9 protein-coding genes are annotated in these 23,365 nt (G+C 71.1%); 5 read left to right on the top strand and 4 right to left on the bottom strand.

Going from position 1 to position 23,365, the window contains the following annotated elements:
* Positions 1 to 72 precede the first annotated feature (72 nt).
* From W7S_RS14575 to W7S_RS14555, 5 genes are all read left to right on the top strand, one after another.
* A complete protein-coding gene (locus W7S_RS14575) occupies positions 73 to 6,462 on the top strand; it encodes a type I polyketide synthase (protein ID WP_014711881.1) in 6,390 nt (2,129 codons plus the stop codon).
* Entirely contained in the window at positions 6,443 to 12,838 is a 6,396-nt protein-coding gene (locus W7S_RS14570; protein WP_014711880.1) for a type I polyketide synthase, read from the top strand. The genes W7S_RS14575 and W7S_RS14570 overlap by 20 nt, the downstream gene beginning before the upstream one ends.
* A 2-nt stretch (positions 12,839 to 12,840) precedes the next feature.
* Positions 12,841 to 15,942, top strand: coding sequence for a type I polyketide synthase (locus W7S_RS14565; protein ID WP_014711879.1), 3,102 nt, complete (start codon positions 12,841 to 12,843; stop codon positions 15,940 to 15,942).
* A gap of 160 nt (positions 15,943 to 16,102) precedes the next feature.
* Positions 16,103 to 17,164: a type III polyketide synthase gene (locus tag W7S_RS14560; protein WP_014711878.1), complete on the top strand. Its 1,062-nt coding sequence runs from the start codon at positions 16,103 to 16,105 to the stop codon at positions 17,162 to 17,164.
* 57 nt (positions 17,165 to 17,221) lie between these two features.
* Positions 17,222 to 18,478, top strand: a complete 1,257-nt coding sequence (locus tag W7S_RS14555; RefSeq protein ID WP_014711877.1) for an HNH endonuclease signature motif containing protein — start codon at positions 17,222 to 17,224, stop codon at positions 18,476 to 18,478.
* Between the two features lie 122 nt (positions 18,479 to 18,600).
* On the opposite strand, the gene W7S_RS14550 is transcribed toward W7S_RS14555, so the two are convergent.
* From W7S_RS14550 to W7S_RS14535, 4 genes are all read right to left on the bottom strand, one after another.
* Positions 18,601 to 20,415, bottom strand: a complete 1,815-nt coding sequence (locus tag W7S_RS14550; protein ID WP_014711876.1) for an ABC-F family ATP-binding cassette domain-containing protein — start codon at positions 20,413 to 20,415, stop codon at positions 18,601 to 18,603.
* Between the two features lie 23 nt (positions 20,416 to 20,438).
* Positions 20,439 to 21,125 carry a PAS and ANTAR domain-containing protein gene (locus tag W7S_RS14545; protein ID WP_008257606.1) on the bottom strand — a complete coding sequence of 229 codons (687 nt, stop codon included), beginning with the start codon at positions 21,123 to 21,125 and terminating at the stop codon, positions 20,439 to 20,441.
* Between the two features lie 91 nt (positions 21,126 to 21,216).
* Positions 21,217 to 22,335, bottom strand: coding sequence for an enolase C-terminal domain-like protein (locus W7S_RS14540; protein WP_050989420.1), 1,119 nt, complete (start codon positions 22,333 to 22,335; stop codon positions 21,217 to 21,219).
* Positions 22,332 to 23,348, bottom strand: coding sequence for an SDR family oxidoreductase (locus W7S_RS14535; RefSeq protein WP_041298240.1), 1,017 nt, complete (start codon positions 23,346 to 23,348; stop codon positions 22,332 to 22,334). The genes W7S_RS14540 and W7S_RS14535 overlap by 4 nt, the downstream gene beginning before the upstream one ends.
* Between the last annotated feature and the right edge of the window lie 17 nt (positions 23,349 to 23,365).

Genomic DNA, 23,365 nt, shown 5'->3' with positions numbered 1-23,365 from the left:
GTTGTGGCGGTGGGTCGACCGACGGCCCTTTGGGGGAGCCGGCGCTGTGAGTGACACGAAAGGCCGCGTTCGATGAACGGCAACACCGAAGAGCTCGTCCGGGCCCTTCGCCAATCGCTGAAGGAAAACGAGCGGCTCAAGCGCGAGAACCGCCAATACCTCGCCGCCACCACCGAACCGGTGGCGGTGGTGGGCATGGGATGCCGCTATCCCGGTGGGGTGGACTCGCCAGAGGCGTTGTGGGAGATGGTGGTTGAGGGCCGCGACGTCGTCTCGGAGTTCCCGTCGGACCGCGGCTGGAGCCTGGCCGGGCTCTTCGATGCGGATCCGGACGCGGTCGGAAAGTCCTACGCGCGCTGCGGCGGGTTCCTCTCGGACGTCGGGGATTTCGACGCCGCCTTCTTCGGGATCGCGCCGAGCGAGGCGCTGGCGATGGACCCGCAGCAACGCCTGTTGCTCGAGGTGTCGTGGGAGGCGTTGGAGCGCGCCGGAATCGATCCCGTCACCCTGCGCGGTTCGTCGACCGGCGTGTTCGCCGGGATCTTTCACGGCTCCTACGGGGGACAGGGCCGGGTGCCGGGACACTTGGAGCGATACGGCCTGCGCGGCTCGACGCTGAGTGTGGCATCCGGGCGGGTGGCGTACTCGTTGGGGCTCGAGGGCCCGGCGGTCTCCGTCGACACGGCGTGTTCGTCGTCGCTGGTGGCCCTCCATCTGGCGGCGCAGTCGTTGCGTTCCGGTGAATGCGATCTGGCGCTGGCCGGCGGCGTGACGGTGATGGCCACGCCGGCGATGTTCATCGAATTCAGTCGCCAGCGGGCGCTGGCCGCCGACGGACGCTGCAAGGCCTACGCGGGCGCGGCCGACGGCACCGGGTTTTCCGAGGGCGTCGGCGTGCTCGTGCTGGAGCGGCTGGCCGACGCGCGCCGGCTCGGGCATCCGGTGCTGGCCGTGATACGCGGGTCCGCGGTGAACCAGGACGGCGCGTCCAACGGGCTGGCGACGCCCAACGGGCCCTCGCAGCAACGGGTGATCCGGGCGGCGCTGGCCAACGCGCGGCTGGGCGCCGCGGACGTGGACCTGGTGGAGGGCCATGGGACCGGCACCACGCTCGGGGATCCGATTGAGGCGCAAGCGCTTCTGGCGACCTACGGGCAGGACCGGCCCGTGGACCGGCCGCTGTGGCTGGGGTCGATCAAATCGAACATGGGTCACACGTCGGCCGCGGCGGGCGCGGGCGGAGTGATCAAGATGGTGCAGGCGGTCCGCCACGGCGTGATGCCCAAGACGCTGCACGTGGATGAGCCGACGCCGCACGTGGATTGGTCGGCCGGCGCGGTGTCGCTGCTGACCGAATCGCGGCCGTGGTCCACGCCCGACCGGCCGCGCCGCGCGGGCGTCTCGTCGTTCGGCATCAGCGGCACCAACGCGCACGTCATCGTCGAGCAGTATGCGCCGGAGCCCGAAAGCGACTCGCCCCCAGGCGATGACGTGGTGGTGCCGTGGGTCCTCTCGGCCCGGTCGGCCGAGGCGCTGTCGAACCAGGCGGCGCGGCTGCTGGCGCACGTGAAGGCCCATCCCGCGCTGCGGGTGGTCGACGTGGGCTGGTCGCTGGTCGCGACGCGGTCGCGCTTCGAGCACCGCGCGGTGGTCGTGGGTGCCACCGGCGCGCAGCTGCTGCGGGGGCTGGCCGAGTTGGCGGCCGGCGAGCAGGGGGCCGGCGTCGCGGTGGGCCGGGCGCAGTCGCCCGGCAAGACGGTGTTCGTGTTCCCCGGCCAGGGCTCGCAATGGGCCGGCATGGGCGCCCAATTGCTGGACAGTTCAACGGTATTCGCCGAGCAGCTGCACCGGTGCGCGGGGGCGCTCGCCGATCACGTCGACTGGTCGCTGATCGACGTCATCCGCGGCGCGCCGGGCGCGCCCGGACTGGACCGGGTGGACGTGGTGCAGCCGGCGCTGTGGGCGGTCATGGTGTCGCTCGCGGAGTTGTGGCGTTCGGTGGGCGTGGTGCCCGATGCGGTGATCGGTCATTCCCAGGGCGAAATCGCTGCGGCCTGCGTGGCGGGGGCGCTGTCGCTGGAAGACGCCGCCCTGGTGGTGGCGCTGCGCAGCAGGCTGCTGGTGGGGCTGTCGGGCCGGGGCGGCATGGTCTCGCTGGCCTGCGCCCTGCCGCGCGCCGATCAGCTGATCGCGCCGTGGGGTGAGCGATTGAATATCGCCACGATCAACGGTGTTTCGGCGGTGGTGGTCTCCGGCGAGGTGGACGCGTTGACCGAATTGATGCGGCGGTGCGAAGCCGACAACATCCGCGCCCGCCGCATCGACGTCGACTACGCCTCGCATTCCGCCGCGGTGGACGCGATCCGCGAGCCCCTCGCCGCGGCGCTGGACGGCATTGCACCGCGGTCGTCCTCGGTCGCGTTCTTCTCCACCGTGACCGGTGAGCTCATGGACACCGCGGGACTGGACGCCGACTACTGGTTCCGCAGCATCCGGCAGACGGTGCAGTTCGAGCGGGCGGTCCGCTGCGCCTGCGACGCGGGCTATCGGGCGTTCATCGAATCCAGCCCGCACCCCGTGCTGATGGCCGCCATCGAAGAGACCATGCCCGACGACGAACAGGGCTGCGTCATCCCGTCGTTGGGCCGCGACGACGGCGGCCCGGACCGCTTCTGGCTCTCGGCCGGGCAGGCGTTCGTGGCGGGCGTGGGTGTGGACTGGCCCGCCGCGTTCGACGGACTGGGCGGCCGGCGTGTCGACCTGCCCACGTACGGGTTTGCGCGGCAACACTTTTGGCTTCCGGGCGGATCGACGGGCTCGTCTGACGCCGCCACCCTGGGGGTTAGCGGTGCCGAGCACGGGCTGCTCGGCGCGGTGGTGCCCCGGCCCGACTCCGGCGGTGTGGCGCTCACGGGCCGGGTGTCGACGGCCGCCCACCCCTGGTTGGCCGATCACGCGGTGGGCCAGACCGTCTTGTTCCCCGGTGCGGGATTCGTCGAGCTGGCCATCCGCGCGGGTGACGAGGTCGGCTGCGGCGTGCTCGACGAGCTGACGCTGTCGGCGCCGTTGGTGCTGCCCGCCGGCGACGGTGTGCAGGTGCAACTCGCGGTCGGGGCGGCCGACGAGTCGGGTCGGCGTCGGCTGTCGGTGTATTCGGATGCCGCGCAGCCGGGTTCGGAGTGGGTGTTGCACGCCGAGGGACTGTTGCGGCCGGGGGCGGTGACGCCGGCCGCGGACCTCTCGGTGTGGCCGCCCGTCGGGGCGACCGCGGTCGAGGTCTCGGGAGCCTACGCCGCGCTCGCCCGGCGCGGCTACGAATACGGCCGCGCATTCCAGGGATTGCGGGCGATGTGGCAGCGCGGGGACGAGCTCTTCGCCGAGGTCGCCGTGCCCGACCACGCCGCGGCCGACGGCGGCTTCGGAATCCATCCCGTGCTGTTGGACGCCGCGCTGCACGCGATCGGGGTCGCCGGGGAGCAGGACATGACCGTGTTGCCGTTCTCCTGGCAGGGCGTGTCGTTGCACGCGTCGGGTGCGGCGCGGGCGCGGGTACGGATCGCGCCGGCCGGCGCCGGGGCGGTCTCGGTGGAATTGGCGGACGGAGCGGGGCTGCCGGTGCTGTCGGTGGGCGCGTTGGCCATGCGCCCGGTCTCCGCCGAGCAATTGGCGACCGCGGCGGCACCCACGCAGCGCCCGCTCGCCCAGGGAGTGCTCGACGTCACCTGGTCACCGATCACGCTGGGCGGCGAGGACGACGGCGCAAAGGCCACGGTGTGGGAGCTGGCCGATCACGGCGGCGACGTGGTGAAGTCGGTGCACGCGGCGGCCGCCGAGGTCTTGGGGGTGCTGCAATCGTGGTTGCGCGCCGACGGCGACGGGGTGCTGGCCGTGCGGACCCGCGGCGCGGTCGCGCTTGCCGGCGAAGACGTTTCGGACCTTTCCGGCGCCGCGGTGTGGGGCCTGGTGCGCTCGGCGCAGGCCGAGCACCCCGGCCGCATGGTGCTGATCGACTCTGACGGGTCGCTGGATGCCCACGCGGTAATCGGTTGCGGTGAGCCGCAAGTGGTGGTCCGCCGGGGCGTAGCCTACGCGGCCCGGCTGCGGCCGGTGCGGGCGGACTCCGCGATCGGCCTGCCGGCCGGCGGCTGGCGGTTGGACGCCGGCGGCGAGGGCACCCTGGAGGACCTAGTCGTAAGCCCTTGCCCGCGAACCGAATTGACCGCCGGGCAGGTGCGGGTGGCGGTGGCCGCGGTCGGGGTCAACTTCCGCGATGTGCTGGTGGCGCTGGGGATGTATCCCGGCGGCGGCCAGCTGGGGGCCGAGGGCGCCGGTGTGGTCGTCGAGGTCGCCCCCGACGTGACCGGGCTGACCGTCGGTGATCGGGTGATGGGGTTGGTGGGGGTCGTCGGCTCCGAGGCGATGGTCGATCAGCGCTTGGTGACACCGGTGCCGCCAGGGCTGTCGCTGGTCGCCGCCGCCGGCGTGCCGGTGGTGTTCCTCACCGCGCTGTACGGGTTGTCGGTGCTGGCGGGGCTGCGCTGCGGGGAGCGCGTGTTGGTGCACACCGCCACCGGGGGAGTGGGCATGGCCGCGGTGCAACTGGCGCGGCACTGGGGTGCGGAGGTGTTCGTCACCGCAAGCCGCGGTAAGTGGGATACCTTGCGCGCGATGGGATTCGACGACGACCACATCGGGGATTCCCGCACGCTCGAGTTCGAGGAGAAGTTCCGCGCGGTGGCGGGTGACCGCGGCTTCGACGTCGTGCTCAATTCGCTGGCCGGCGATTTCACCGACGCCTCGCTGCGGCTGTTGGCGCCCGGTGGGCGATTCATCGAGATGGGCAAGACCGACGTCCGCGACCCGCGCGTCGTCGCCGAACAGTATGGGGGCGCTCAGTACCGGGCCTTCGACCTGTTGGAGGCCGGCCCGGACCGGACGGCGGCCATGCTGGCCGAGATCGTCGGATTGTTGACCGGCGGCGTCTTGACACCGTTGCCGCAGAAGACATTCGACGTCCGCTGCGCCGCGGCGGCCTACCGGTACGTCAGCCAGGCCCGCCACATCGGCAAGGTCGCGCTCACCGTGCCGTCGGGGCCCGGCGAGGTGCTCAGCGGCTGTGGCGGCGGGCTGGCCGGGGGCAGCGTGGTGATCACCGGCGGCACCGGGATGGCCGGTTCGGCGCTGGCCCGCCACCTTGTCGACCGCTACGGGGTGGCCCACGTGGTGCTGGTCAGCCGGGCCGGCGCGGAGGCGCCCGGTGTCGCGGAACTGGTGGACGGGCTGCGGCGGGCTGGCGCCGACGTGTCGGTGGAGGCCTGCGATGTCGCCGATCCCGACGCGGTGGGGGCGATGCTTTCCCGGATACCGGCGCACTATCCGCTGCGCGGCGTCGTTCATGCCGCCGGGATCCTCGATGACGGGTTGATCTCGTCGCTGACCCCGGACCGGGTGGACGCGGTGCTGCGGGCCAAGGTCGACGGCGCCTGGAACCTGCACCAGCTCACCCGCGATCTGGATTTGTCGGCGTTCGTGGTGTTTTCGTCGATGGCCGGGATCGTGGGGACCCCGGGACAGGCCAACTACGCGGCGGCCAACAGCTTCCTCGACGGGCTGGCCGCCTACCGGCGCGCCCACGGCCTCGCGGGCCTGTCGCTGGCCTGGGGCCTGTGGGAACAGGCCTCGGCGATGACGGCGCACCTCGGCGACCGGGACAAGGCCCGGATGAGCAGGATCGGTCTCGCGCCGCTGTCGACGGGGCAGGCCTTGGCGGCGTTCGACGCCGCCATGCTGGTCGACCGTCCGGTGCTGGTGGCCGCCGCCGTGGACCGGGCCGCCCTGTCGGACAACGTCGCCGCGCTGCCGCCGTTGCTGCGCGAACTCGCCGCCGGCCCGGCCCGGCGCGTGGTCGACGACACCGGCGCCGCCGCGTCGAGCACGGGTCTGAGCGCACGCCTGAACGGCCTGAGTCCCGAGGCCCGGCAGCGCGAATTGATCGACCTGGTTCGCGGCAACGCCGCGATGGTGCTGGGCGTGCCGAACCCGGCCGACATCAACGTCGGCCGCGCGTTCCAGGAGCTCGGCTTCGATTCGCTGACCGCGGTCGAGCTGCGCAACCGGCTCAAAAACGCGACGGGCCTTACCCTTTCGCCGACTCTCATCTTCGACTACCCCACGCCGACCGTGCTGGCCGGGCACCTGGACACACAGCTGGCGGGGGCCGACACCGACGTCCAGCCGAACCTGATGGCCCGGGTCAACGACATCACCCGCGAACTGCAGGCGCTGCTGGGCGCGCCCGACTGGAATGCCGACGACCGCTCGGTGCTGCGGGCGCGCATCCACACCCTGCTCGGCGCCATTGCGCCCGCCGATCCGGCCGACTCCGAACACCTCGACGATGACCTCGATGCCGCCACCGAAAGCCAACTCTTTGCGATCCTCGATGAAGAACTCGGCCGCTGATACCCCGCCAGGAGCGGCGACGTCCGGCACCGCGCAGCACGTCGACTACCTGAAGCGCCTCACGGCGGATCTCAGGCGGACCCGGCGGCGCGTCGCCGAGCTGGAAGGCCAACTGTCCGAACCGGTCGCGGTGGTGGGCATGGCCTGCCGCTACGCCGGCGGCGTGGACACCCCGGAAGCCCTCTGGGAGCTGGTCGCCGACGGGCGGGACACGGTGTCGGACTTCCCCCTCGATCGCGGCTGGGACGTCGAGGGCCTCTACGACCCGGACCCGGACGCGAAAGGCAAGATGTACACCCGCCACGGCAGCTTCCTGCAGGACGCGGGGGACTTCGACGCCGGGTTCTTCGGCATCGGGCCCAGCGAGGCGCTGGCCATGGACCCCCAGCAGCGGATGATGCTGGAGATCTGCTGGGAGGCGTTGGAGCGCGCGGGAATTGACCCCTTCGCGCTGCGCGGCACGGCGACCGGAGTCTTCGCGGGCGTCATTCACGCCGGGTATGGCGGCGAGGTGAAAGGCGAGCTGGAGGGTTACGGGCTCACGGGCTCGACCCTGAGCGTCACCTCGGGCCGGGTGTCGTACGTGTTGGGGCTGGAGGGCCCGGCGGTCTCGGTGGACACCGCGTGCTCGTCCTCGTTGGTCTCCATGCACCTGGCCGCGCAGTCGTTGCGGTCCGGGGAATGCGACCTGGCGCTGGCCGGGGGAGTGACCGTCATGGCCACCCCGGCGGCGTTCGTCGAATTCAGCCGGCAGCGGGCGCTGGCGCCCGACGGTCGCTGCAAGGTGTACGCCGGTGCGGCGGACGGGACTTCGTGGTCGGAGGGCGCCGGTGTGCTGGTGCTGGAGCGGCTGGCCGACGCGCGGCGCCTGGGACACCCGGTCCTGGCGCTGCTGCGGGGGACCGCGGTGAACCAGGACGGCGCGTCCAACGGCTTGACCGCACCCAACGGCCCGTCGCAGCAGCGGGTCATCCGGGCGGCGTTGGCCAACGCCGGATTGACGGCGGCGGACGTGGATGCCGTGGAGGGCCACGGGACCGGGACCGTGCTCGGGGACCCCATCGAGGCGCAGGCGCTGCTCGCGACGTACGGGCAGGACCGCCCGGCGGAGCGCCCGCTGTGGCTGGGATCGATCAAATCCAACATCGGCCACACCTCGGCCGCGGCGGGCGTGGCCGGGGTGATCAAGATGGTGCAGGCGATGCGGCACGGTGTGTTGCCCAGGACGCTGCACGTGGATGTCCCGTCGCCCCATGTGGATTGGTCGGCCGGGGCGGTGTCGCTGCTGACCGAGCCGCGACCCTGGCCGGATCACGGCGGGCCGCGGCGGGCGGGCGTCTCCTCCTTCGGGATCAGCGGCACCAACGCCCACGTGATCGTCGAGCAGGCCCCCGCCGAACCCAACGACGTGCCCGCGGCGCGCGACGACTCGAATCCCGTTGTCCCGTGGGTGGTCTCGGCGCGCTCGACCGACGCGCTGGCCGGTCAGGCCCAACGCCTGCTGGACCACCTGGCCGCCACACCGGATGTGCCCGCGGTGGACGTCGGCTGGTCGTTGGCGACCACCCGGGCGGCATTCGAGCACCGCGCGGTGCTGATCGGCGCCGACCGCGCGGGCCTGACGGCCGGCCTGGCGGGGTTGGCCGCGGGGGTGCCGGTCCCGGGCGCGATCACCGGGCGCACCCGCGCGGCGGGCAAGCGCGTGTTCGTGTTTCCCGGTCAGGGTTCGCAGTGGCTGGGCATGGGTGCGCCCTTGTACGAACGCTTTCCCGTATTCGCCCGGGCTTTTGACGAGGCGGTGACCGCGGTGGACGCCCACTGCCGGCTGCCGTTGCGCGAGGTGATGTGGGGCTCCGACTCGGAGTTGTTGCAGAGCACCGAATTCGCCCAGCCGGCGCTGTTCGCGCTGGAGATCGCGGTGGCCGCGCTGTGGGAATCCCTGGGCGTCACACCGGATGTGGTGATCGGCCACTCCGTGGGGGAGATCGCCGCTGCCTGCGTCGCGGGGGCGCTCTCGCTGTCCGACGCGGCGCGACTGGTGGCGGCCCGGGGCCGGTTGATGGCGCAATTGCCGCCCGGTGGGGTGATGATGGCCGTGACCGCGACCGAGGCCGACGTGGCGCCGCTGCTGACCGGTGACGTCGGCATCGCGGCGGTCAACGGCCCGCGATCGCTGGTGCTTTCGGGCTCGGAGCCGGCGGTGAAGGTGGTCGCGGACCGGCTGGCGGCCGGGGGCGCCCGGGTGCGGCAGCTGGCGGTCTCGCACGCGTTCCACTCCCCGCTGATGGAACCCATGATGGGGGACTTCGCCGCGGTGGTGGCCGGCGTGTCGGCCCGCGAGCCGCGGATCGCGTTGGTGTCCAACCTGACCGGGCAGCTGGCCGGGCCCGACTATGGGACGGTCGCGTACTGGGTTGACCATGTGCGCAAGCCGGTTCGGTTCGTCGATGGCGTGCAGCTGGCCGAATCGCTGGGCGCAGGTGTGTATTTAGAGGTCGGCCCCGGGGCGGCGTTGGCGGCAGCGGTCGACCAATGCCTCACGACCGACCGCGCGATCTCGGTGGTGTCGATGGCCAAGGGCCGCCCCGAGGTCGACTCGCTGCTGTCGGCGGCCGGACAGCTGTTCGCGACAGGTTCGGACCTGGACTGGTCGGCGGCGTTCACCGGGCTGAGCGCGCGGCGCATCCCGTTGCCGACGTATGCCTTTGTGCGGCGCCGGTTTTGGCTGTCGAGCGATTCGGTGGGATCGGCGAACATCGCCAGCCTGGGTCTGACCGAGGCCGAGCACGCGTTGCTGGGGGCGGTGGTGGACCGGCCGGATTCCGGCGGTGTGGTGTTGACCGGCCGGCTGTCGACGGCCGCCCAACCGTGGCTGGGCGACCACGCCGTGGCCGGCACGGTGCTGTTCCCCGGGGCGGGCTTCGTGGAGCTGGCGCTGCGGGCGGGTGACGAGGTCGGCTGCTCGGTGATCGAGGAACTGACGCTGTCGGCACCGCTGGCGGTCCCGGCGGGCGGGGTCGTGCAGCTGCAGGTGGTGGTGGAGGCGGCCGACGGCACCGGAGCGCGGGCCGTCTGCGTGTATTCGCGTGCGGCGCAAACGGATTGGATTTTGCACGCCGAAGGCTTGTTGCGCGACGGCGCGACCACCCCGGTGACGGATCTGTCGGTGTGGCCCCCCGCCGGCGCCGAGGCGGTGGACGTGGCCGGCGCGTACGACGGCCTGGCGGACCGCGGCTATGGGTACGGCCCGGCCTTTCAGGGGTTGCGTGCCGTATGGCGGCGGGGGGCCGAAACGTTCGCCGAGGTCGAACTCCCGCAGCACGCCGGTGTCGCGACCGGCGGCTTCGGCATCCACCCGGTGCTGCTGGACGCGGCGTTGCACGCGCTCGGGGTGGCCGACGAGCGGATCGAGACCGTGTTGCCGTTCTCCTGGCAGGGCGTGAGCCTGTACGCCGCCGGTGCGTCGCGGGTCCGGGTGCGGCTGGCACCGGCGGGCACCGGCGCCGTGGCGGTCGATTTGGCCGACGCGTCAGGCCTGCCGGTGCTCTCGGTGCGGGAGTTGGTGACGCGCGCCGTGTCGGCCGACCAATTGACGGCGGCGCTGGCGGCCCACGCCGGGGGCGGCGAGCTCCTCGACGTGGTGTGGTCGCCGATCTCGCTCCCGGGCAACGGGGTTGGCGAGGGCGTGACCGTGTGGGAGCCGCCCCCCGGCGCTTCGATCACCGCGGTCTACACCGCGGCGCACGAGGCCCTCGGCGTCCTGCAGTCCTGGCTGTCCGGCGACGCGGCCGGGACGTTGGTGGTGCAGACCCGTGGTGCGGTGACCCTGTCCGCTGACGACGTCTCCGACCTGGCCGGCGCGGCCGTCTGGGGGCTGGTGCGCTCGGCGCAGGCCGAGCATCCGGGCCGCATCGTATTGGTCGACACCGACGGCTCGCTGGACGTCGCGACGGTGATCGGCTGCGGCGAACCGCAATTGGTGGTGCGCGACGGGGTCGCCCACAGTGTCCGGCTGAAGCCGGCCGGCCAGCGGACGCTGTTGTCGCTGCCCGAACCGCCGTCGGTGTGGCGGCTGGCCGCCGGCGACGCCGGGACGCTGGAGGATCTGGCGGTCCAGGCGTACCCGCCGGCGGGGCTGGAAGCCGGACAGGTGCGGGTGGCGGTGGCCGCGGCCGGGGTGAATTTCCGGGACGTGCTGGTGGCGCTGGGCATGTATCCCGGTGCCGCGCAGTTGGGTGCCGAGGGCGCCGGCGTCGTGACCGAAGTCGGTTCCGGCGTCACCGATGTGGCCGTCGGCGACGCGGTGATGGGGATCTTCGGGCTGGCGGGCTCGGAGGCGACCGTCGATCGGCGGCTGGTCACGCGGGTGCCGCGGGGGTGGTCGATGGCTCAGGCCGCCGGCGTGCCGGTGGTGTTCCTGACCGCCTACTACGGGCTCTCGGTGTTGGCCGGATTGCGGGCGGGCCAACGGGTGCTGGTGCACGCGGCCACCGGCGGGGTCGGCATGGCCGCGGTGCAGCTGGCCCGGCATTGGGGCGCGGAGGTGTTCGCGACGGCCAGTCGCGGCAAATGGGACACGCTGCGCGCCATGGGTTTCGACGACGCCCACATCGCGGATTCGCGGACGCTGGATTTCGAGCACAAGTTCCGCGCGGCGGTGGGCGCCGGGGGCTTCGACGTGGTGCTCAACTCCCTGGCCGGTGAATTCAACGATGCGTCCCTGCGGCTCTTGGGCCGGGGTGGTCGTTTCATCGAGATGGGCAAGACCGACCTGCGTGATCCGGATGTCGTCGCGCGCGCCCACCCCGGGGTGGGGTACCGCGCCTTCGACCTGATGGAGGCCGGCCCGGATCGCATCGCGGAGATGCTGGCCGAACTGATGACGCTGTTCGCCGGTGGGGCCCTGGCGCCGTTGCCGGTCAAGGCTTTCGACGCGCGGAGCGCCGCCGACGCCTACCGCTTTGTCAGCCAGGCCCGTCACATCGGCAAGGTCGTGCTCACCATGCCGGACGGCCCCGCGGGGCTGGCGGGCGGGACCGCGCTCATCACCGGCGGCACCGGCATGGCGGGGTCGGCGGTGGCCCGCCACCTCGTCGAGCGGCATCGGGTGCCCCACGTGATGCTGGTCAGTCGCGGCGGGGAGCAGGCGGCCGGAATCGCCGAGCTGGCAGGCGAATTGCGCGACCTGGGCGCCTCGGTGTCGGTGGTGGCCTGCGATATCGGCGACCGGGACGCGGTCGCGGCCCTGCTCGCGCGGGTGCCCTCGCACTACCCGCTGCGGTCGGTGTTCCACGCCGCGGGGGTGATCGACGACGCGATGGTCGCGTCATTGACTCCCGCGCGCATCGACGCGGTGTTGCGCGCCAAGGTCGACGGCGCGTGGCACCTGCACGAGCTGACCAAAGAACTGGACCTGGCCGCGTTCGTGGCCTTTTCGTCCATGGCCGGAATCGTGGGTGCGCCGGGTCAAGGCAACTATGCGGCGGCCAACAGCTTCCTCGACGCGCTGGCGGCCCATCGCCACGCCCGGGGGCTGCCGGGATTGTCGGTGGCGTGGGGGATGTGGGAAGAGCCGTCGGCGATGACGCACCACCTCGGTGAGGCCGACCGGGCCAGGATGAGCCGGGCCGGGCTGAGCGCGTTGTCCACCCGGCAAGCGCTGGACCTGTTGGACGCCGCGCTGCTCGGCGACCGGCCCATGGTGGTGGGCACCCGCCTCGACCGGGGCGCGCTGGCGCACCACAGCGCCACGCTGCCGCCGCTGCTGAGCCAGCTGGCCACCCGCCCCGCCCGGCGGGTCCTCGAGCACACCGACATGGTGTCCCTGACGGGCCTGCGGGCGCGCCTGGACGGCCTGAGTCCCGAACAGCGACAAGCCGAATTGGTGGAACTGGTCTGCGGTAACGCGGCCACGGTACTGGGGCACACCACTGCCGACGTCAACGCCGACGACGCGTTCGGTGACCTCGGTTTCGACTCGCTGACCGCCGTCGAACTGCGAAACCGGCTCAAAATCGCGACCGGGCTTACCCTTTCACCCACGCTGATCTTCGATCACCCCACTCCGGCCGCCTTGGCCGAACACCTCGGAACCGAACTGGCCACCGGATCCGTCGCCGCCCCGGCCACCGAGCCCGATCGCATCGCACGGTTCGACGACATCGCGCGGGAACTGCAGGCACTGCTGGGCCGGCCCGGGCTGAGCACCGCCGACCGAGCGCAGCTCGTCGCCCGCCTCGAGGGTCTGCTGGCGACGGCGACCGGCCCGACGCCGCCCGCGCTGCCGGATCAGCCTGAGGACGCGTTCGACGACGACCTCGCCACCGCCACCGAGAGTCAACTCTTTGCCATCCTCGACGACGAAGTCGGGCCCTGACCTTGGCCTCGACAGACGTAGCGATCATCGGGCTGGCGTGCAAGTTCCCCGGAGCGGCCGGCCCCGAGGCCTTGTGGCGGCTCATCCGCGACGGGCAAGAGAACACCCAATTCTCCGGGGAGGCACAGCAATTCGATGCCGACTTCTTCAACCTGTCGCCGCGCGAGGCGTGCGCGATGGACCCGAGGCAACGGCTGGCCCTCGAACTGACCTGGGAGCTGTTCGAGAACGCATTCATCGTTCCGGACACACTGCGGACAGAACCGGTCTCGGTGTACCTCGGGGTGATGACGGATGACTACGCCGCGCTGACGCTGCGCGACCTCGCCGACAACCTCGACCACCACACGTTCACCGGCATCAGCCGGGCGATGATCGCCAACCGGATCTCGCATGCCTTCGGGCTGCAGGGGCCCAGCATGACCGTCGACTCCGGCCAGTCCTCGTCCCTGGTGGCGGTGCATCTCGGATGCGAAAGCGTGCGGACCGGGCAGTCGTCGCTGGCCATCGCGGGCGGGGTTCACCTCAACCTGGCCGACGAAATCGCCATGCTGGAACGGGAATTCGGCGCCGTGTCGGTGTCCGGCCACACCTACGCTTTCGATCGGCGCGCCGACGGTTACGTGCGCGGTGAGGGCGCGGGGCTGGTGCTGCTGAAGCCCCTGCCGGCCGCGCTCGACGACGGCGATCGCATCCACGCCGTCATTCGCGGCAGCGCCGTCGCCAACGCCGGGCACAGCGCGGCCGGCCAGACCGTGCCGTCGGCGCGTGGCGAGGCCGACGTGATCCGCCGCGCGCTCGCCGACGCCGGCCTCGACGCGGCGGACATCGACTACGTCGAGGCCCACGGCACGGGAACCAAAGTGGGTGACGCGATCGAAGCCCAAGCGCTGGGTGAGGTTTTCGGCGTGCGCGCACACGATCCGGTTCGGGTGGGATCGGTGAAGACCAACATCGGCCACGCCGGCGGCGCCGCCGGGGTGGCGGGTCTGCTCAAGGCCGTCCTGTCGATCCACCATTCGACGATTCCGCCGAGCCTCAACCATGCCGGCCCAGATCCCGAGATGGATCTGAATCGCCTTGGACTGCAAGTCAATACCGAGGCGGTACCCTGGCCGTCGACGGGCCACCCGCGGCGGGCCGGGGTGTCCTCGTTCGGCATGGGCGGGACGAACGCGCACCTCGTCGTGGAACAGCCTCCCGTCCAACCCGATGCGGCGCAGTCGGACCCAGGCCACATGGTGCCGTGGGTGCTCTCGGCCCGATCGCAACGCGCGCTCACCAACCAGGCGCGGAGGCTGTCGGACCACCTGGCCGAGCGGGAGGATCTCACCCCCCTCGACGTGGCCTGGTCTTTGGTCAGCACCCGGGCGTCCTTCGAGCACCGCGCGGTCGTGGTGGGTGGCGATCGTGGGGAGCTGGCAACGGGATTGGCGGCGCTCGCGGCGGGGCAGCCACATTCGAATGTGTCGGTGGGCCGGGGCATGCCACCGGGCAAGACGGTGTTCGTCTTTCCCGGCCAGGGTTCGCAGTGGCTCGGGATGGGGCGCCAACTCTACGATCGCTTCGAGGTGTTCGCCCGCGCTTTCGACGAGGCCGTCGAAGCGATGGACGGGCATGTGCGGCTGCCCGTGCGCGAGGTGATGTGGGGCGAGGACCCGGAGTTGTTGCAGAGCACGGAGTTTGCCCAGCCGGCGCTGTTCGCGCAGGGGATCGCGCTGGCGGCGCTGTGGCAATCCTTCGGTGTCACAACGGATGTGGTGATGGGACATTCGGTGGGCGAGATCACCGCGGCATGCGTGGCCGGGGCGCTGTCGCTGCCCGATGCGGCCCGGCTGGTGGCCGCCCGCGGCCGGCTGATGGGACGGCTGCCGGCCGGTGGGGTGATGGTGGCCGTCGGCGCCGGCGAGGCCGAGGTGGCCGCGTTGATGGGCGGTGGGGTGAGCATTGCGGCGGTCAACGGCCCGCAGTCCGTGGTGCTCTCCGGTGAGCAGACACCGGTCGCGGCGCTGGCCGATCGGCTGGCGCAAACCGGTCGGCGCGTACACCGGTTGGCGGTCTCCCACGCTTTTCATTCCCCACTGATGGAGCCCATGCTGGGCGAGTTTTCCGCGGTGGCGGCCGGCATCGAACCGCGGCGCCCCCGAGTCGAGTTGGTCTCGAACCTGACCGGGCGGCTGGCCGATGCCGAGTACGGGTCCGCGCAGTACTGGGTGGAACACGTGCGCCGGCCGGTGCGCTTCTTCGAGGGGGTGCGCGCCGCCGAGGCGGGCGGCGCCGCGATTTTCCTCGAGCTGGGACCGGGCGCGGCGCTGACGGCCGCCGTGGACCAGTCGCTGAGCGCCGAGCGGGCGGTGTCGCTGGCCACCATGCCCAAGGACCGCCCCGAGACGGAATCGACCCTGGCCGCCGCCGGGCAGCTGTTCACCCGCGGACTCGACCTCGACTGGGCGGGCGTCTTCGCCGGGCTGAACGCGCGGCGGGTCGAATTGCCGACGTATGGCTTTGCGCGAGAGAGGTTTTGGCTCGGTGACGGGCGCGGGCCGGGGGGATCGGGGGCCGCGCCCGCCACCGTGACGCGCTCGCCCGACTTGGCCCAGCGGTTGCACGGCCTGCCGCGCGACGAACAGCAGCGTGTGCTGATCGGGTTGGTGTGCGAGCACGCGGCGGCCGTGCTGGGACATCCGGACGGACAGGCCATCGACCACGACCGCGCCTTCGGCGACTTCGGGTTCGACTCACTGACCGGGGTCGAACTGCGCAACCGCCTCACCACGCATACCGGGACGGCGTTGTCACGCACAGTGATCTTCGACTACCCGACCCCGGCCGCGCTGGCCGATCATCTTCGCCGGCAACTACTCCACGACGACCGCGAGGAATCCGACGACGAAAAACTATGGTCCGCGCTGAGGAGGATTCCCGTGCGTGAACTTCGCAGAACGGGATTGCTCGACAAACTCTTATTACTTGCCGGTGTGCCGTCAACACCCGAAGGCCACGCAAATGAATCCGGTCTCAGCGGTGACGATATCGATTCTTTGAGCCCCGACGATTTAATCGCCATGGCGCTCAATGCGGCGGAGGACGACGATATCGAATGACGAATTCCCCGCTGGCGGACATGATTACGCGTACACCACGCGCACTCAATCTGACATGTGTTGAATACCAGAAACTTTTGCAAGACCACAGCCAACCGCATAAACTTCCGGCATTACGCGGAATCGTGTTCACGTTGGTTGGCAATCAAGAGAGTAGAGCATGAGCGTCATCGCGGGTGTGTTCGGCGCTTTGCCGCCGCATCGCTACAGCCAACGCGAAATCACCGACCACATCGTCGAGTTCCCCGCGTTGAAGGAACACGAAGAGATCGTCCGGCGTCTGCACGCCGCCGCCAAGGTCAACAGCCGCCACTTCGTGCTGCCGCTCGAGCGGTACCACTCGCTGACCGACTTCGGTGAGGCCAACGAGGTCTTCATCGACAAAGCCGTGGAACTGGGCTGCGACGCGCTGCTCGGCGCCCTCGACGAGGCGGGGCTCGTCCCGCAAGACATCGACACGATCGTCACCACGACCGTCACCGGCGTCGCGGTGCCGTCGCTCGACGCCCGGATCGTCGGGCGCCTCGGCCTGCGCCCGGACGTGCGCCGCGTGCCGCTGTTCGGGCTGGGCTGCGCCGGCGGGGCGGCGGGGGTCGGCAGACTGCACGACTACCTGCGCGGCGCCCCCGACGGCGTCGCCGCCCTGGTGTCGGTCGAGCTGTGCTCGCTGACCTTCCCCGCGGTCGGGCCGACGGTGTCGGGGCTGGTCGGGACCGCGATGTTCGGCGATGGCGCCGCCGCGGTGGTCGCCGTCGGCGACCGTCGCGCCGAGCAGCTGAGCTCGGCCGGGCCCGACATCCTCGATTCGCGCAGCCGCCTGTACCCCGAATCGCTGCACATCATGGGCTGGAACGTCGGCTCGGCCGGCATTCAGCTGGTGATGTCGCCGGAACTGCCCGCGGTCATCGACCGGTACCTGGCCGACGACGTGAGCCGGTTCCTCGCCGCGCACCAGCTGACCAAGGACGACGTCGGCGCCTGGGTGACGCACCCCGGCGGCCCCAAAGTCATCAACACCATCGCCAAGTGCCTCGAGCTGCCGCCGGAGGCGCACGAGCTGACCTGGCGCTCGCTCGGCGAAATCGCGAACCTGTCGTCCGCGTCGGTGCTGCACATCCTGCGGGACACCATCGCCAAACCACCGCCCGGCGGAAGCCCCGGGCTGATGATCGCGACGGGGCCCGGCTTCGGGTCCGAACTGGTGCTGCTGCGCTGGCACTGAGCGGGTCGCTTCCGTAGGCGGCCCGGTGTTGTCGGTGGTGGCTGTGATGATGTGGTCATGTCGTCGATCGCGTCCGCTGAGCCCGTGGTGGTCACTGCGAGTGACCGCCTGGCGGTGCTGTTCGAGGAGTTGGCGGAGTTGGCGGGTCAGCGCAATGCGATCGATGGGCGCATCGTGGAGATCGTGGCCGAGATTGATCGTGACGGGTTGTGGGGTGTGACCGGGGCGCGCTCGGTGCCGGCGTTAGTGGCCTGGAAGTTGGGCTGCTCGTCGGCCAACGCGCACACGCTCGCTGCGATTGCGGGCCGGTTGGGCGAGTTTCCGCGCTGTGCCCAGGGTCTGCGGGAGGGTCGGTTGTCGGCCGATCAGGTCGGGGTGATCGCGGCGCGCGCCGGGCAGGGATCCGATAAGCATTATGCGCAGCTGGCCGCGGTCGCGACGGTCAGTCAGTTGCGCACCGCGGTCAACCTCGAACCGCGACCGCAACCCGAACCTCGCCCCGATCCTGGGCCCGAGCGTTCGATCACCACGACCACCGACGAGGCGGGCAGCTGCTATCGGATCAAACTTCCCCACCACGACGCGGCGAAGTTCGACGCCGCGGTGGCCGCGCATCGCGAGGCGCTGATCGCCGAGTGGAAACACGACCACAACCAGGGCCAGGGCGTTTCAGACCAGCGGCCCCCATTGCCGACCACCGCCGATGCGTTTATGCGCCTGGTCGAGACCGGCTGGGACGCCGAGGCCACCCGCCGCCCGCATGGGCAGCACACCACCGTGGTGGCCCACCTCGACATCGAACGGCGCGCTGCGGCTCTGCACCTGGGTCCGCTGCTCTCAGATGCCGAGCGCCGCTTGTTGACCTGTGATGCCACCTGTGAAGTGTGGTTCGAACGCCACGGGCAGGTCATTGGGGCCGGCCGGACCACCCGGGTGATCAACCGGCGGCTGCGCCGCGCCCTGGAGCACCGCGACCGCGCGTGTGTGGTGCCCGGTTGTGGGGCCACCCGTGGTCTGCATGCCCATCACCTGTGGCATTGGGAAGACGGTGGCCCCACCGAGTTGGCCAACCTGGTGCTGGTCTGCCCCTATCACCACCGGGCACACCACCGCGGCGACATCACCCTCACCGGAACCGCCCACGACCTCACCGTCACCGACGACACCGGCCAAATACTGAGCCCGGGATCACTCGCACGCCCACCCAGCCTTCCCCCGCCCGCGGTGCCGCCCTGCCCCGGTCCTACCGGGGAACGCGCCGACTGGTGGTGGTATGACCCCTTCCAACCCCAACCACCACCGACAAACAACTAGCCCGGCCACCGGGCGCCACCGGCACAGTGATGGCGATCAAATACAGTGGGGCATAACGAAATTCGTTCACACCACCCGGTCGCACACCTACACCGCATAACGAAAGCTGTAGCCGCTCACCGCTATTCGAGCAATTCCGAAAGCTCCAGCCAACGGCTCTCGGTCGCGGCAACCTCGTCTTCGAGCGCGCGCAGCTCGTGCGTGAGCCGGGTGATGCCGACATGGTCGGACTGGTCGTGCGCAGCGAGTTCGTGGTGTTTGTCCTTGATCCGGTCCGCCAGCCGCACCAGCTGGCGGTCGAGGGAGGCCATCTCTTTCTCCGCGGCGCGGCGCTGGGCGCCCGACATCGCGGGCTGCGACGGCCGCGACGCCTGCGCCTGCGACGCCTGCGCCGGCCGCGACGGCCGCGCCTCTTCGGTGGTCGCCCCGTCCTTCCGCCGCTCGGCCAGCCGCAGGTACTCGTCGATGCCGCCGGGCAGGTGCCGCAACCGGCCGTCGAGCACCGCGTACTGCTGATCGGTGACCCGCTCCAGCAGATAGCGGTCGTGCGAGACGACGATCAGCGTTCCCGCCCAGGAGTCGAGCAGATCCTCCATGGCGGCCAGCGTGTCGGTGTCCACGTCGTTGGTCGGCTCGTCGAGCAGCAACACGTTGGGCTCGGACAGCAACGTGAGCATCAGCTGCAGCCGCCGACGCTCGCCGCCGGAGAGATCCGCCACGCGGGCGGACAGCTGGCCGCGTCCGAAGCCGAGCCGCTCAAGCAGCTGGGCCGGGGTCACCTCACGGCCGTCGACCTGGTAGGCGCCGGGCAGCCGGCCCAGCACGTCGGCGATCCGGTCGTCGTCGACCGCGCCCAGCGCGTCGCCCTGTTGGTCGAGGACCGCCAGCCGCACCGTCTTGCCGCGTTTGACGCGGCCGGCATCGGGCGCGATCGTGCCGTCGATCAACCCCAGCAGCGTGGACTTCCCGGCGCCGTTGGCCCCGACGATGCCGGTGCGCTCGCCCGGGGCGATCCGCCACTCGACGTCGCGCAGCACCGGGCGGCCGCCAAAAGAGACCGACACGTCGAGCAGATCGATCACGTCCTTGCCGAGGCGGGCGCTCGCCAGCTTGGCCAACTCGACGGTGTCACGCAGCGGCGGCACGTCGGCGATCAGCTGGTTGGCGGCCTCGATCCGGAACTTGGGCTTGGAGGTCCGCGCCGGGGCGCCGCGACGCAGCCACGCCAGCTCCTTGCGCATCAGGTTCTGCCGCTTGGCTTCGGCGACGGCGGCCATCCGGTCCCGCTCGACGCGCTGCAGCACGTAGGCCGCGTACCCGCCGTCGAACGGCTCGGCGATCCCGTCGTGCACCTCCCACGTCGTGGTGGCGACCTCGTCGAGGAACCAGCGGTCGTGGGTGACCAGCAGCAGCCCGCCGGTGTTGCGCGCCCAGCGCCCCTTCAGGTGGCCGGCCAGCCAGGTGATCCCCTCGATGTCCAGGTGGTTGGTGGGCTCGTCGAGCGCGATGACGTCCCATTCGCCCACCAGCAACCTGGCCAGCTGCACCCGCCGGCGCTGCCCGCCGGAGAGCGTGGCAACCGTTGCGTCCCAAGCGATGTCGGAGACCAGCCCGGTGACCACGTCGCGGACCCGCGGGTCGCCGGCCCACTGGTGTTCGGCGGCATCGCCGACCAGGGTCCACCCCACGGTGTGGTCGGGGTCCAGGGTGTCGGCCTGGCTCAGCGCGCCGACCCGCAGCCCGCTGCGCCGGGTGACGCGGCCGGAGTCGGGCTGTTGCTGGCCGGTGAGCAGCCGCAGCAGGCTGGACTTGCCGTCGCCGTTGCGCCCGACGATGCCGATTCGCGCGCCGTCGTTGACCCCGAGCGTGATCGACCCGAACACCACCTGGGTCGGGTATTCGAGGTGTACGGCCTCGGCTCCGAGTAGGTGCGCCACCGGCCCGACCCTACTGGCGCGTGCTATTCCAGCGTCAGCAGCGCCTGGTCCACATGGCTTTGCGTTTCCGCTGACGCCTTGCTGGCCACGGCGTCCAGGAAGCGGCCGGCGACGTCGCGCACCTTGAGGTTTTCCTCCTGGGAACGCCACACCAGGATGTCGAACGCCCGCTCGGCGGAAATGCCGTAGGTGACCATCAGCACGCCTTTGGCCTGCTCGATGCGGGCCCGGGCGTCGGCGACCGCCGACAGCACATTGGTGATGTCGGTGTGCAGCGAGTCGGTGACGTCGACGTAGAAGCCGGACGTGCCGGCCAGCGCACCGGCGTCGTCGACCATCCGATCCCCGGCGACGACGACGCAGTGGGTGCGCCCGGCGGTGTCGATGATGCGGTGCCGGCTGCTGAACGGCTTCCCCTTCATCACCCGCTCCAGCACGGCCGCCACCCGTTCGCGGTCCTCGGGATGCTTGTGTTGCAGCAACAGTTCCGTGGTGGGCTGCACCTGTCCGGGCTTGTAGCCGTGCATGCGCGCCACCGCGTCCGACCATTCCCAGCGATGGCCGTCCAGAAAGAACCGGAACCGGCCGACGCGCTGCGGATCGCCGAGACCGAGCACCGAGTCGACCGCGGTGAGGTCGCTCTCCTCGACGACGTCACGCATGAGCGCCTCGCGGCGCTCCACGGTTTCGTCGTCCGAGTTCACTGTCATCGCGCCTTGCTCCATTCCCGTTTGTGAAAACCCTGGCGTATCGGTTCCCGTTTTTTGCCCCGTCCATGCCTGCCGGCAGCGGAGGGGTCGCTCAGGCCACCCGGTACCGCTCGGCGTCGCTGTGCTTGAACTCCAGGCCGAACCCCGGCCGGTGCTGATCCGGCCGCAGGGCGCCGCCCTCGGGGGCGAGCGCGCCCTCGAAGAGCATGTGCTCGATGCGGTGGTGATCGTGGAAGTACTCCAGGTGCCGCAGATTCGGGATGGCGGTGGCGACGTGGGCGTGCAGGTTGGGGGCGCAGTGCCCGGAGACGTCCACGTTGCGGGCGGCGGCCACGGCGGCGGCGCGCACCCAGTCGGTGATGCCCCCGCAGCGGGTGACGTCGATCTGCAGGCAGTCGACCGCGCCGGCGGCCAGCATTCGGTGGAAATAGGCCAAGTCATAGCCGTATTCGCCGGCGGTGACGTCCGGGGTCACCTGGTCGCGCACCTCGCGGAGCCCGGCCAGGTCGTCCGAGGAGACGGGTTCTTCGAACCACGTGACGTCGTGATCGGCCATGGCGTGGGCCACCCGAATCGCCTGCTTGCGTTGGTAGGCCCCGTTGGCGTCGACGTACAGTTCGGTGTCGGACCCGATCACCTTGCGCGCCAAGGCGATTCGATCAAGATCGCGACGCTCGTCGGAGCCCCATGACTCGCCGATCTTGATCTTGACGCGCGGGATCTGCCACTCGTCGACCCAGCGTTCGAGCTGGGCGCGGGTGGTGCGTTCGTCATACGTGGTGAAGCCGCCGCTGCCGTAGATCGGCACCTTGGGATGCGCCATGCCGAGCAGTCGGCACACCGGCAGCCCCAGCAGCTTGCCCTTGAGGTCCCACAGCGCGGTGTCGATCGCCGAGATCGCGCACGACACCAAACCCGGCCGCCCGTTGTTGCGCATCGCCTTGACCATCGACTCCCACCGGGCGGGGATGTCGACGGCGTTGTGCCCGGTGAGCGTGCCGGCCAGCGGCCCGGTGATCAGCGTGCCGGCCGCGCCGTCGCCGTAGGTGTAGCCGATTCCGCGCTCGCCGCCGGCCGACACCTCGGCCAGCACCAGCGTGGTCGACGACCAGGCCAGGGTCCCGTCGGCTTCCGGTGCGTCGGTGGGGATCTTGTAGACCTGCGCGGTGACCTCGTCGATGGTCGTGTCGAGCCGCGCGGCGGTCGTCATCGCGCCCACCGGCGGCCCGCGCGCGCCGTGAGCCACGCGCCCACACCCGCGGCGCCCAGCGCGCCGGTGCCGCTGACGACCGGGTGCTGCGACGCCCACAGCTGCGGGCTGTGGGTGTGCGACTCGTCGTCGAATTCGCCGCGGGCGCCGTGATCGCTGCCGGGTTGCTGGTCGAGCGGTTCCCAGAGGTTGTGGGGCCGGCCGGCGCTGACGTGCTCCTCGGTCTGCTGCGAGTCGTATCCGGTGCGACCGAGGTAGCGGTCCAGCAGCGGCGCGACGAACTTCTGCGCCAGCAGCGTCACCATGGTGGAATCGCCGACCCAATACTGTTTGCGCCCTGGGTGATCCGCGGCGTACAGCACGCCGCGGGCGGCGACCTCGGGCTGATAGATCGGCGGCACCGGTTGGGGGTGGCGGGGCAGCCGGGACAGCACCCAGGAGAACTGCGGGGTGTTGACCGCGGGCATCTGGACCACGGTGATCCGCACCTTCGAGCCCTCGTGGAACAGCTCGCAGCGCACCGACTCGGTGAACCCGTTGATGGCGTGTTTGGCCCCGCAGTAGGCCGATTGCAGCGGGATGGATCGTTGCCCGAGCGCGGAGCCGACCTGCACGATGGTGCCGCGGTCGCGGGGGCGCATCTTGGCCAGCGCGGCCATGGTGCCGTGCACGTAGCCGAGGTAGGACACCTCGGTCACGCGCTTGAACTCCTCGGGGCTGATCTCGGTGAACGGCGCGAACACCGAGGTGAACGCGACGTTGACCCAGACGTCGATGGGTCCGAACGTGGCTTCGGCCTCGTCGGCGGCGGCGAGGACGGCCGCGTGGTCGGCGACGTCGGTGGGGATGGCCAGGGCTTTGCCGCCGCCGGCCTCGACGTCACGGGCCGCGCCTTCCAGCCCGGCGGCGCCGCGGGCGAGGAGGGCGACGTTCGCGCCGCGCTGCCCGAACTGCTGGGCGGTGGCGCGCCCGATGCCGGCGCTTGCTCCGGTGATCACCACTGTTTGAGTCATCGCAAATCCCTTTCGCT

It is taken from the genome of Mycobacterium sp. MOTT36Y (assembly GCF_000262165.1).
GTDB lineage: Bacteria > Actinomycetota > Actinomycetes > Mycobacteriales > Mycobacteriaceae > Mycobacterium > Mycobacterium intracellulare.
This window is presented reverse-complemented; position numbering and strand designations above follow the sequence as displayed.